Annotated in this window: 10 protein-coding genes; 4 read left to right on the top strand and 6 right to left on the bottom strand. The window is 39.9% G+C overall.

Features of this window, described 5'->3' with window-relative positions; all coding sequences use genetic code 11:
- Positions 1–73 precede the first annotated feature (73 nt).
- The 5 genes from ACFI4Z_RS12350 to gmk form a co-directional block, all read right to left on the bottom strand.
- The gene (locus ACFI4Z_RS12350; RefSeq protein WP_462670838.1) at positions 74–1,678 is read right to left on the bottom strand and encodes a DUF342 domain-containing protein; all 1,605 of its coding nucleotides are present in this window, start codon (positions 1,676–1,678) and stop codon (positions 74–76) included.
- Between the two features lie 161 nt (positions 1,679–1,839).
- Positions 1,840–2,232, bottom strand: coding sequence for a RidA family protein (locus tag ACFI4Z_RS12355; RefSeq protein WP_394193664.1), 393 nt, complete (start codon positions 2,230–2,232; stop codon positions 1,840–1,842).
- An 11-nt stretch (positions 2,233–2,243) separates the two neighbouring features.
- The gene (spoT, locus tag ACFI4Z_RS12360) at positions 2,244–4,349 is read right to left on the bottom strand and encodes a bifunctional GTP diphosphokinase/guanosine-3',5'-bis pyrophosphate 3'-pyrophosphohydrolase (protein WP_099296224.1); all 2,106 of its coding nucleotides are present in this window, start codon (positions 4,347–4,349) and stop codon (positions 2,244–2,246) included.
- A gap of 128 nt (positions 4,350–4,477) precedes the next feature.
- The gene (rpoZ, locus tag ACFI4Z_RS12365) at positions 4,478–4,753 is read right to left on the bottom strand and encodes a DNA-directed RNA polymerase subunit omega (protein ID WP_058560306.1); all 276 of its coding nucleotides are present in this window, start codon (positions 4,751–4,753) and stop codon (positions 4,478–4,480) included.
- A 104-nt stretch (positions 4,754–4,857) separates the two neighbouring features.
- Positions 4,858–5,478, bottom strand: a complete 621-nt coding sequence (gmk, locus tag ACFI4Z_RS12370) for a guanylate kinase (RefSeq protein WP_099296225.1) — start codon at positions 5,476–5,478, stop codon at positions 4,858–4,860.
- A 269-nt stretch (positions 5,479–5,747) separates the two neighbouring features.
- Between gmk and ACFI4Z_RS12375 the strand changes: the two genes are divergently transcribed.
- From ACFI4Z_RS12375 to ACFI4Z_RS12385, 3 genes are all read left to right on the top strand, one after another.
- Complete coding sequence (locus ACFI4Z_RS12375) at positions 5,748–7,940, top strand: LruC domain-containing protein (RefSeq protein ID WP_462670839.1); 2,193 nt, start codon at positions 5,748–5,750, stop codon at positions 7,938–7,940.
- Positions 7,940–8,434: a hypothetical protein gene (locus ACFI4Z_RS12380; protein WP_462670840.1), complete on the top strand. Its 495-nt coding sequence runs from the start codon at positions 7,940–7,942 to the stop codon at positions 8,432–8,434. The genes ACFI4Z_RS12375 and ACFI4Z_RS12380 overlap by 1 nt, the downstream gene beginning before the upstream one ends.
- 76 nt (positions 8,435–8,510) lie before the next feature.
- Complete coding sequence (locus ACFI4Z_RS12385; RefSeq protein ID WP_462670841.1) at positions 8,511–9,473, top strand: endonuclease/exonuclease/phosphatase family protein; 963 nt, start codon at positions 8,511–8,513, stop codon at positions 9,471–9,473.
- 65 nt (positions 9,474–9,538) lie between these two features.
- Here ACFI4Z_RS12385 and ACFI4Z_RS12390 read toward each other — a convergent pair whose 3' ends face one another.
- Entirely contained in the window at positions 9,539–10,459 is a 921-nt protein-coding gene (locus ACFI4Z_RS12390) for a glycosyltransferase family 2 protein (RefSeq protein ID WP_462670842.1), read from the bottom strand.
- Positions 10,460–10,672: 213 nt separating this feature from the next.
- Here ACFI4Z_RS12390 and ACFI4Z_RS12395 point away from each other — a divergent pair, with 213 nt between their 5' ends.
- Positions 10,673–11,830 carry a glycosyltransferase gene (locus ACFI4Z_RS12395; protein ID WP_462670843.1) on the top strand — a complete coding sequence of 386 codons (1,158 nt, stop codon included), beginning with the start codon at positions 10,673–10,675 and terminating at the stop codon, positions 11,828–11,830.

The following is an 11,830-nucleotide window of genomic DNA, read 5'->3' on the forward strand; positions in this document are numbered from 1 at the left end:
GTACAAATGTATTTATCTATCTCCAGAGTCCAGGTTAATTTATGAGATTAAGCAGCATCGCCACTGAGTCGCATTAGCTAGTTTTAAATTCGACTTCAATTTTACCTTCTTGCAATTTTACATTGCATGGAGGGTAATTACGGTTAGTTTTTAACACCTTATCAAAAATATGAATTTCCACACCAGAATGAAGTACTTTATTCACTGCCAAGTTAGCATTACAAAGTATGTCATGTAAGTGTTTTTCTAATTTTGATAGGCGCTTTTCGAGTTGTTCAGCTTCTTGACAGTAATGCTGCTGTGTTGCACCAATTTTAGCGAGAAGTTGTTTTTTCTTTTCTATATCTTTTACTAAATCAGCTTTTTCAATTGCTGATTGCAAGGTATCAAGTTGGCTATCTGTTTTTGCTAGTTCTTTAAAGCAATTATCTGTTTCTTCAGTGATCTCTTTTCCTGAAGTGGCTAAGTTGATCTGCATTTTAGCGCCAGACTCATTACCTATTTCGCCCGCGATTATCATTCCTGCATCAAGTATTTCACCACCAAAAATTTTTCCTTGCGGATTATCTTTTTGACCAACTTGTAATAGTTGAGTTGCTTTAATTACACAATGACTTGATTGACGTTCGATAAAAATATTTTCACCACTTAGATAACTATACTGTGCGTGCGATAGATGAATATTACCTTGGGAGATTATTTTGCAAGAAAGTGACTTATCATCAAGTTGGTGGCCAATAACACCTTGTTTGATGGTAATACTGCCTTGTGCAGTTAACTCTCCTGACTCAACAGTACCCATCACTGTAATGTCGCCTTTAGCAGTAACCTTCATTCCAGGCTCTATATTCTGTGTAACGATAACGCTGCCATCAAAGTTAATATGGCCGCTTTTAACATTGACGTCTTTAACTGTGTAAATGTCATCAACACGCATGCCATTAGCTATTTCTACAGGTACACCTGAAATAGTAGAGACTAGCTCTAACGGATTGGTTTTTGATATTTCAGTTCCATCACCAGCGATCAATGAGAAGCTTTCCCCAGGCTTTGCTGAAATACTATCACCTGTGACGGTAAAGCCCTCTTTACCTGGCGTCGCAGGTAACTGCTGTAATAGCAATGTGCCCGGTTCAACACTGGCAAGCTTACCAAAATCACGCATGTCTACTGTTCCATCTTCACGTAGTTTTGGCGATTTTAAGCGTTCTTTGAGAGTTTCTACGTGAGGAACTAGTCGCGATGATTGCCCATCAACTGGAAGCCGGCCTTTAGCAAGGACACCTTTGGCAGTTTGACCTGCTGCCATTTCAAATTGTTGTTGTAATAAGTGTTCTAAAAATGCTTGTTTATAACCTCGGGAAACGCCTGACTTTACTAATAGTTGTTTAGCTGTGTCTAGGTCGAGTATGTTCCCACCTTCGGCTAAGGTTAACTCACCTGTAGCAAGCATCTTCTCATTATCAATAGTTACGACGAGCTTAGCGTCATGTTTACTAGCAACAACAAGGGTGCGTTCGTTATTTGGTGCATCGAAATAGGCTTTGATTGAGTCGTGCTCTACTCGGTACTCGCAAAACTGCGAGCGCTCAAGAGCCTCGGTTACGAAGGCCGCACTAGGAGGTGAATGTTCTACAACATCCAGTAATACATTTCCGTTATGGGCAAGCTTAAACACACATTATCCTTTTACACTACTAAAGTTAAAGGTTATCAAAATTTATAACCATAGAGTGCTAGAGAATTTAGAAGCTGTCAAGGTATTAGAAAAAAGGGGAAGTACAATGGCCAAACACATGTTTAAGTATCAAGTACTTAAACATGTTTTGGGTCATAATGCTAGTTTGTTGATGGCAGTTCCATGATGCCATCAATCTCAATTTGTACATTCTTTGGTAATGCGCGAACACCGATTGCTGCGCGTGCAGGGTAGGGCGCTTTAAAGTACTGGCTCATTACTTCATTAACGGTGGCAAAGTTTGATAAGTCAGTAAGATAAATATTCACTTTTACTAAGTCTTGAATTGTGCCACCTGCTTCAGCACAGACTGCGCTGATATTTTTAAATACTTGGTGCGTTTGCTCTGCGAAGTCTTCTGATACCACTTCCATGGTTGCAGGAACAAGTGGGATTTGACCCGATAAGTATACTGCGGTGCCTACTTTTACTGCTTGGCTATAAGTACCGATTGCAGCAGGTGCATCATCGGTAGAAATAAATGCTTTATTCATGATTGTCCTATTTATTTTTTTCGATAGACTTTTTGCACATCAGGCATAACCCTGATTCGGCGCATAATATTGGCAACGTGAACACGATTTTTCACTGTTATGCCAAGGTCTATCACATAGAGATTACTTTCTTTTTCGTCGGTGGCTATTTCTACAATGTTTGCTTGTGTAGTCGCAACAACATTGGTCAATTTAGCCAGTGCACCTTGATGGTTAATTATTTCAACACGCAGTGCAGCTATATATTCTTTTTCAGGGTTGTCATCCCATTTCACTACTAGGTATTTAGAGCGCTCAGACTCCCAACCACGAATGTTTTTACATTCTTGGCGATGTACAGTAACGCCTTTACCTTGACTAATATGTGCGGTAATAGCATCTCCGGGTACTGGGCGACAACATTTAGAGTAGTTAACCAACATTCCTTCTGTGCCAATTATTGTTGCTTTGGCATTTTTGGCTATATCACTTAAATCTTCATCATCGTTTTGTAATAAGCGTCGGGCAATAAGCATGCTCATTAAATTACCAGCGCCAATTTCGACTAACAGTTCTAGTACGGTATTTAAGTTATGTTCGTTCAGTACGCGAGTTATATTTTCATCAGGTAAATCGTTTAGATTTGATTCACCCAATGCTGAGTCAAGTAAACGACGACCCAGTTGTAAAGCTTCTTCTTGATGTTGATTTTTTAAATAGTTACGAATACCTAATCGTGCTTTACCAGTCACAATAAAGTTAAGCCATGTTGCATTTGGATGCGCGCCAGAGCTGGTGATGACCTCTACAGTTTGGCCTGTATCTAATGCTTTACTTAACGGATGAGGCTTACGGTTAACCCGGGCTCCAACACAGGTATTGCCCACATCAGTATGAACCGCATATGCAAAATCAACGGCTGTTGCGCCCATTGGTAATTCAACTATGCGGCCATCGGGTGTAAATACATATATTTCTTCAGGGAAAAGTTCTGTTTTAACGTTTTCAACAAACTCAAATGAAGAGCCAGCACTTTGCTGAAGCTCAAGTAGGCTTTGCATCCACTGGCGTGCTCGTTGTTGCGCTGTATGGCCTGCACCATCGCCTGATTTTTTATACATCCAGTGTGCAGCAACACCTTTATCAGCCATGTGATCCATGTCGTGAGTTCTAATTTGTATTTCGACAGGGATACCGTGAGGCCCAACTAAGGAGGTGTGCAGCGATTGGTAACCATTAGTTTTAGGCACTGCTATGTAATCTTTAAAACGTGTTTCAATGGGTTTGTAAAGATTGTGCGCAACACCGAGAACTCTATAACAAGTATCCATGGAGTCAACAGCTATTCTAAAGGCGTAAATATCCATAACTTCATTGAACAGCAGTTCTTTGTTTAGCATTTTTTTATAAATACTATACAAATGCTTCTCACGACCTGAAACACCTGCTTTTATACCAGCCTCTTCTAAGCGAGCTGTAATTTCGGTCTGAATATTGGAAATAACTTCTTTACGATTACCACGTGCTTTTGCTACTTCGGACTTAAGTGCACGATGACGCATAGGATAGAGTGCTTGAAAACCAAGATCTTCTAACTCGTTTTTAATGTCATGAATACCTAATCGGTTAGCGATTGGCGCGTAAATCTCAAGCGTTTCACGTGCTATGCGACGACGTTTATCAGGGCGAAGAGCCCCTAAGGTGCGCATGTTATGTGTACGGTCGGCAAGTTTGATTAAAATAACGCGAATATCCTGCGTCATGGCCATAATCATTTTTCGATAGTTTTCAGCTTGAAATTCTTTTTTATCCTTGAAGCTGAGTTTATCGAGTTTACTAACACCTTCAACCAACTCCGCGACGGTGTCACCAAATATATCGGCTAAGTCTTGTTGACTAAAGTCGGTATCTTCAATGACGTCATGCATTAATGCAGCCATGAGAGTTTCATGGTCTAAATGCATGCCAGCAAGGATGTGAGTTACTTCAACTGGGTGAGTAATATAGGGTTCGCCGCTAGAGCGAGTTTGCCCCTCGTGCGCTTCGCGAGCGACAACATAGGCTTTTTGCACCAGTTCTACATCTGCCGATGGCAAATATTCTGATATTTTCTTTTTTAGACCTTCAAAAAGATACATTCACACTCCAATGTTCTCGTGAAGCAAATAGGTAACGGTATGTTAAGAATATACGATGAAAAGAAGGGATTGCCAACGGCTAGAGTAGAAATACTACGCCGTTGGCGAAATCAGACCGGGAAGTCAGATTATTGGTTGCCACCTACAATAGCAGCAACGGCAGCCATTTCAGCTGCTTCTTGGTGTTGTTGCTCTTCACGATCAATAACATCCATTGATGAGCTATCAACTAAACCAAGTTCAATTTCACGTAAAGCAACAACTGTTGGCTTATCGTTTTCAGGGTCAACCAGTGGGTTTTTACCGCCCACAGCAATTTGGCGGGCACGACGAGCCGCAACTAAAATTAAGTCAAAACGATTACCAATTGCATCTACTGCATCTTCAACAGTTACGCGAGCCATCTTCAGCACTCCAAATAAATTTTTAAGCAAAGACGTAGTTTACTGCACCCAGTAAGATTCGCCAATAGCTAGTGGTTAATTTTTATCTATAAATATATAAACAGCTATTTTATTAAGTCAGTAATAAGGCTTTGATGGCGAACAGACTGACACTTTAAAGATAAACGCTTAGCAAGCACTATTGTTTCTATCTGTGTTAATGCCGTGTCGAAATCGTCATTAATTACAACGTAATCATACTCGTCGTAATGAGAGCTTTCTGACTGTGCTTGTGCCATGCGCCCAGCAATAACTTCTGCAGAGTCTTGACCGCGATTGTTTAAACGGGTTTCTAATTCTTCTTTTGACGGGGGGAGAATAAAGATAGTTTCAATATCATCAACTAGCTTGCGCATTTGTTGTGCGCCTTGCCAATCAATATCTAAAAATACATCAATACCTGCCGCGAGTTGTTCTTCGATAGCTTGTTTAGATGTGCCGTAATAGTTATCAAATACTTGAGCCCATTCAAAGAAGTCATTTTTATCAATGAGCGACTTAAATTCATCAACGGATACAAAATGGTAATGCACACCATTATCTTCACCAGGTCGAGGTGAGCGAGTTGTGTGAGATACAGATACTTTCATATCTGCATGTTTTGCTAATAACGCATTTATTAAGCTTGATTTACCTGCTCCAGAAGGGGCTGATAGAATAAATAGATTTCCGCGATTTTGTGCCATGCTTGTTACCTAAAATAAACAGGCTTAGCGTTAATGGAGCTAAGCCTTAATTACATTATTGTACTGTATTTATCTCACCTGACTCAACTACCAACCAAATTGAGCGTAGTGAATCCTGTTGCTCGCCTATTTTCAAAAAAGACTCGCATAATGCAAAAAACCAAGTTGCAAGATGCATTGTTAAATATGTTTAGTGTTAATTTTCAATAGGTTAAATTTTGGAATGAAGCCTGCATTGGTATACCCACTTAACTTATGAGGGGTATCTAATGAAATTAACCTATTTAGCAAAAGCATGTATATTGCTACTCCCATGCACCGCGTATAGTCAGTCATTTGATACGTGTCCAAGCCAAGCATTCTTAATGCAAGACGCAAATGCTCAGCTCTACGGAATAGACTTGGTCTCTGCAAAGCCCACCGTTTTAGCTTCTCAATTAACCTTTTCTACAGAAGCAAACAACGAAAGCGTCAATGCAATTGGTTTTAATTATAAAGATCAGTATTTATATGGCTTTAGCCGCCAAGCACCTAAAAGTGTGGTGCAGATCGGCAGTGGTTACGAGATGACCCGCCTTGATATCTCAGGCCTTCCAGACACTAATTTTTATGTTGGTGATGTTCGTGTCACTGGTGAAGAAGCGGAACAAAGTGCTGCATATTATGTTTATTCGCCTAACTTTGGGCTGTATGAAATTGATTTGGATGGTGACTTAAACGCACCTATCACCGCTAACCTAATGCCTGGTACTGTTAATTGGAAACTAGGGATTTATGACTTTGCATTTCACCCCCAGAGTAACTTGCTTTATGCGGTTGAATCAAATGGCGATTTACATGAAATAGATGTCGATGCGAACACCAGTAAGTTTATAACGCAGCTAGACATTGGCACAGATACAGGGGCTTTCGGGGCAGCCTACTTTGATATTAATGGCCAATTTTATTTTAGTAATAATAGAAGCGGTAAAATTCATAAAGTGGATTTAAGTACCAGCCCTGTTGTGGATTACACGCCGGTGGCCAATGTATTTACGTCTGGGCCTAAATCAAGTCAAAATGATGGTGCTCGTTGTGCTATCGCTGAAGTTAAGGTAACTGACAGTTCAATTGATTTTGGTGATGCACCTTTGCCATACCGCACAAGTCTAGCGCAAAGTGGTGCAAGACACTTATTCGACCCAAATAGCGATAATACTAATCTAATTTATTTAGGCGCAACGGTTGATGGTGAAAACATCAACACTGACAGTGAGCTTGCTTCTAACCCAGTCGACGCATCAGATGATGGAGTTAGTTTTGTTACTGCGTTTTCTGCAGGGCAATCAAGTCAAATTATCGTGAATGCTTCAGCGGGCAGCTATTTATACGCCTGGTTTGATTGGGATCAAAATGGTGTTTTTAGTGAAACTGAGCGAATGGTGACTAAGACTGTTCTTAATAAAGGTGACAACAGCATTTTAGTTGATGTACCTAACAACACAAAGTCAGGCCAAACTTGGGCACGTTTTAGGGTTACAGATGGTACAGAGGCATCGTTAATCACTGCTACTGGTGGAGTATTGGGTGGTGAAGTCGAAGATTATGAAATTACCACATTTGCCAGCGCTGTTTACCCTGGTGAAAGTGATTGGGTTACCCTTGCCTATGAGGATAAATGGCCATTTGCAGGAGACTATGACTTCAATGATGTTGTTTTAAATTATCGCACCACGCAATTAATTGAAGGTAGTAATGTTGTTGGTTACAGAATTGAAGGTCAACTAATAGGAATAGGCGCAACTTACCATAATGGGTTTGCAGTTAGCTTAAAGGAAACGGTTGGCAGCAACACATTGACTGTTTTACGCAGCGAAGTGGATGAGGAAAACATTACTTATCTTATTGATGGGCAATTGCAGAACAAGCAAGTGCTAGAGACAGGACGTGAGAATGCTATTTTAATCTTCATGCAGGACACCTGGGAACATGTAACCACTCAAACAGGGTGTAGCTACTTTAGAACACAAAAAGATTGTGATGTGAATACTAAAGTGTCGTTTTCAATGACGATTCCTCTAAAGGCGCCTAAAGCTAAATCCGTTTCTCCAGGCACATTGTTAGACCCGTTTATTTTTGCAAGCGAGGGGTTTTACCATGGTGATTTTTTAGTTGGCAAAGAGGCACGTAGTTGGGAGGTTCATATGAAAAACCAGCAGCCGACAGCGGCCTTTGACACTGCTTTATTTAAATACGCACAGAGCGACGATGTGAGCGAGCCTGCTAGCAACCTATATTTTCAAACTGAAAGTGGTCTGCCGTGGGCAATTGAAGTTGGAACACAGTGGTTACATCCTCTTGAAGGGGTTGATATTACAACTGCCTATGATCGTTTCGCTAGTTTTGCAGAATCTTCAGGGCAACAAAATTCACAATGGTTTAAAAATTACAATGTAGGCAATGTTGTAAAAGGGGAGCAATAATGAACAAATTAACGATTACCTTATGTTTTTCAGTATGCTTAGTTGGGTGTGGTGGAGGCGGTGGTGATGACAAAGCAACATCATCAGTGCAATCGGCAGCAGCAACGACAACGACTAGCGCGGCATCAACAACGGATACCACAACAGCTACTACAGACTCTGATTTAACAGGAATGCAAGGGTTAACCATCGCGAATGATTTCAATTTATCGACTAAGTTTGAGCTGGATATAGACGTAAACCTTAATGCGGGTGATCAACGGGCTTATCTAAATGTGTGCTACAAAAAAGACCAATCAGATCGCGCAGATTACAATAACTGCGTTGTTAGGTCTCCTTTAACTCAAGGCATGATAGACACAACGGTGGTGATGAGTCGTCAAGACATTGAGTTAGTAGCTGAAATTTGGTTTTATGACTCCAGCACTGAGCCATTGTCATATTCATGGCAGTACGACACACAGCAACAGCAGCAGTTATTCGAGATTCGCTAGTACTGAGTAATGGTTAAAAATATGAAAGAATATACTTAGGTATATTCTTTTTTCTATGCGTAAAGGTTTATAGAAAATGGTTGATTATATTGAGCAAAAAAAGTCCATAAAGGGCTGGCAAAAAAGCCTATTAAAGTGGCTGGGAATCGTTGTTTGCATTGTGTGTATTGCCTGCGCATACATTCCCTTTGAGAGTTACTATGGCGATCTTCTTATTTCGTTGAGAATGCCTTTATTAAGCTTCACAGTAGTGTGTAGTTTATTATTGATGCTAACAAAATCAAAAGGGGTTGCCTTGCTCATGCTGTTGGCAAGTGCTGTGGGGCTGGGTACTTTGATCCCTTTGCCGTCATCATCAAAATTAAGTAGCCAAGATACTATTAACATTAAGCAAATTAATCTTAGCTATACCAATCCTTTTATTGCTGAGCATTTAACTGCCCTTAAAGAGCAAACATGGGATATATTAATTCTACAAGAATTCAGTGATTTGAATCGCCATTTACTTCGCCCATTTTTAACGCAGGCTGATTTATTTGGCTATCGAGAAGTTGAAGGGATACCTTATGGGATCGTGGTTATTTCACGTTTACCTATCGTTTATAGGCAGCAAATAAAGCTCGACGGTGATCGGCTAGGTTATATAAAGCTGCGTGTGCTATTTAAAAACAGGATGATTACAACTTATGTAGCTCACCCACCGTCACCCAGAACGCGACAACATTGGCACAATAGAAACCGTTTATTGGCCTCAATTAACGCATCTGTACTCAGTGAAAAAACACCTTGGTTAGTTGCTGGCGATTTGAATACCGTGCCTTGGTCATACTATTTTAATTTTGCACAAGCAAACAGCTGTTATAGCCAAGCGAACGCTTATACTAGCTTTACCCCTTTTGACTTTATTGATTCGATGTTTACTGGATTACCCATTGATCATTGTTTATTTAGTCGTGAACTGTCGCTTGATAATTTGTCGGTGACTCCTTTTAAAGGCAGCGATCACAAAATGCTCAGTTACGCCCTCGGTGTAAATTAATATCTAAATAGCAATAAAAAACGTGCCCATAATTAGCACGTTTTTTTAACTAGATTGGCTGGATTTTAACTTGTTGATATCGAGCTCTTTAAGTCATGTAATAAATGGCGAAGATTTCGTTTATGTGGAAATAGAGTAAAAGCAGCCGCGGCCGTTGATAACGCTTTAAATTTATTCCCTATTTCACGATAATATTCACCGTAACACTCTAAAATACGCGCTTGCGCTTTTACTTGTGCAAGTAAGCCTGCATCATCTTTACAACGTGATACAATTTCTTTCATTGCATTAAGCCTATTAGTTCTATTTGCTGTGATTGAGCCTGCTCGCATTAAGTAGTCCATCGATACATTAGGCGAAAAAGCAACATCACCAATTCGAGCTAGTTTTAACCAACAATCCCAGTCACTTGCGCTGTTTAATGCATTGTCAAACCGGCCAATATAGTTAATGGTAGAGCGTTTTACCATAACAGAGGATGTGCCTATAACATTGGCGTAAATGAGCAAATCCATCGGTGATTTTAAGTTTTGATAGCCAAGATCATTATGATCTATGTGTTTTGCAAATTCAGGCCAAAATGAAAAGCAATCTACAATGGGTTCATACGCTTCATTTACGTGCATATAATTGGTAAAACTGAGTACGCAATCCTTATGCTGTTGCATATAGCTTAGCTGTTCAAACAGCTTGTCATCTGTCCAGTAATCATCGGCATCTAAAAATGCAATATACTCCGCTTTTGCTGCACCAATGGCTCTGTTTCTGACATTGACGACGCCTGTATTCTCTTGTTCTAAAATCACAAGTTGTGGAAAAGTTTGTTGTGCTTCTTTTAGCCACTCAAGGCTGCCATCAGTTGAGCCGTCATCAACAATAATAATCTCTACATCTACTTTAGATTGTCTAACAACACTGCTAATCGCTTTGGCTAAATACTGTTTACAGTTGTAGTTTGGAATAATAACACTGATATCTACGCTCATAATGTTTACCTTGTGAGGTTCAAATTAACTTACAAGGGTATACGCAATTTAGGTGCCAACTATTTTAATGGCTTAACGCAGCGTTTTTTGTCTAATGCTTTGCATATTGCAATATATGTTCGCAAATTGGGTTTTTAGTCGCTATTTTATGGGAAATAACGTGGGCATGGTTCTTGCGAAATAACAAGTTAGTTATTATTAGGAGCATTCACCATGAAACATATCGGCATTGTAGTCCCTGCATTTCACGTACCTTCAGAAACATTTGTGGTAACCGAAATTAACGCGCTTGTTAGAGCAGGGCATAAAGTAAGTGTTATTACATTTGAAAACTCTGATGAGTCTAGCAATATCGATAAAAGCGTTAACGTTATCGTTGTAAAAAGGTCGCTATCTGAAGCCGTGAAGTTTGCATCAGCGCACCCAGGCAAATTTATAAATACAGCATTAATCGCAACTAAATTTAAATCAATATCAACACAGTCATTATTGGGTTTTGGTGCAAATATAGCTGCTATTATAAAACAGCATAAAATTTCGCACATACACTGTCACTTTATGCATGCACCACTGGCCTACGCAATTGCGGGTAGCAAAATGGCGGGTATCAGCGTTTCTTCTATCGGCCATGGCCATGATGTGTATGTTAATTATTCAGATTTAAAGCTTAAACTTTCTCTTTGTGATTTTTCAGTGGCAGTTTGCCAAGACATGGTTGAGAAACTAAATGAATACAAAGCAGGTAAAGTTGAGTTACTTCATTGCGGTATCGATTTTAGTTTATTCAACTCTTCGCCAAACCGCTTAAGCGAGTCAGTAAAGTTACTTTTTGTAGGTCGATTAGTTGAAAAGAAAGGATTGCAGTTTCTATTTCCTGCAATCAAGAAATTAAGTACTAAGTACCCCATTTCTTTAGATATTGTAGGAGATGGTCCATTATTAAATGATCTTAAATTTTTATGTGAAAAGCTCGGTATAGAGAATAACGTGCGGTTTTTAGGTCGCAAAACACCGTTTTGGTTGTCAAAGAACGCCTGTAATTATTCTGCTCTTGTTGCACCTTTTTGCGTGTCGCGTAACGGTGATAGAGACACAGGCCCTGTAGTTTTAAAAGAAGCGATGGCCAGTGGTATACCTGTGTTAACCACTGAGTTGATGGGAACGAAAGAGATAGTCAATGATGCGGTAGGTTATAAGTGTGAGCCATCTAGTATTTCTGGCCTAGAAAAAATACTCAGGGAGTTTTGTGAATTAAGCCCATACCAGAGATATGCAAAAGGTGTAAATGCAAAACGTTTAGCTGCGAGTAAGTTCAATGCGAATGCGCAAGCTAAAAAATTATCGCAATGGGTGCAAAAAGCACAGGGGTAG

It is taken from the genome of Pseudoalteromonas sp. RWi3 (assembly GCF_054960735.1).

Bases quoted from the DNA above. Each gene is read 5' to 3' on its own strand.
- ACFI4Z_RS12355 (WP_394193664.1), bottom strand. From the start codon at position 2,232: ATGAATAAAGCATTTATTTCTACCGATGATGCACCTGCTGCAATCGGT.
- spoT (WP_099296224.1), bottom strand. From the start codon at position 4,349: ATGTATCTTTTTGAAGGTCTAAAAAAGAAAATATCAGAATATTTGCCA.
- rpoZ (WP_058560306.1), bottom strand. From the start codon at position 4,753: ATGGCTCGCGTAACTGTTGAAGATGCAGTAGATGCAATTGGTAATCGT.
- gmk (WP_099296225.1), bottom strand. From the start codon at position 5,478: ATGGCACAAAATCGCGGAAATCTATTTATTCTATCAGCCCCTTCTGGA.
- ACFI4Z_RS12375 (WP_462670839.1), top strand. From the start codon at position 5,748: ATGAAATTAACCTATTTAGCAAAAGCATGTATATTGCTACTCCCATGC.
- ACFI4Z_RS12380 (WP_462670840.1), top strand. From the start codon at position 7,940: ATGAACAAATTAACGATTACCTTATGTTTTTCAGTATGCTTAGTTGGG.
- ACFI4Z_RS12385 (WP_462670841.1), top strand. From the start codon at position 8,511: ATGGTTGATTATATTGAGCAAAAAAAGTCCATAAAGGGCTGGCAAAAA.
- ACFI4Z_RS12390 (WP_462670842.1), bottom strand. From the start codon at position 10,459: ATGAGCGTAGATATCAGTGTTATTATTCCAAACTACAACTGTAAACAG.
- ACFI4Z_RS12395 (WP_462670843.1), top strand. From the start codon at position 10,673: ATGAAACATATCGGCATTGTAGTCCCTGCATTTCACGTACCTTCAGAA.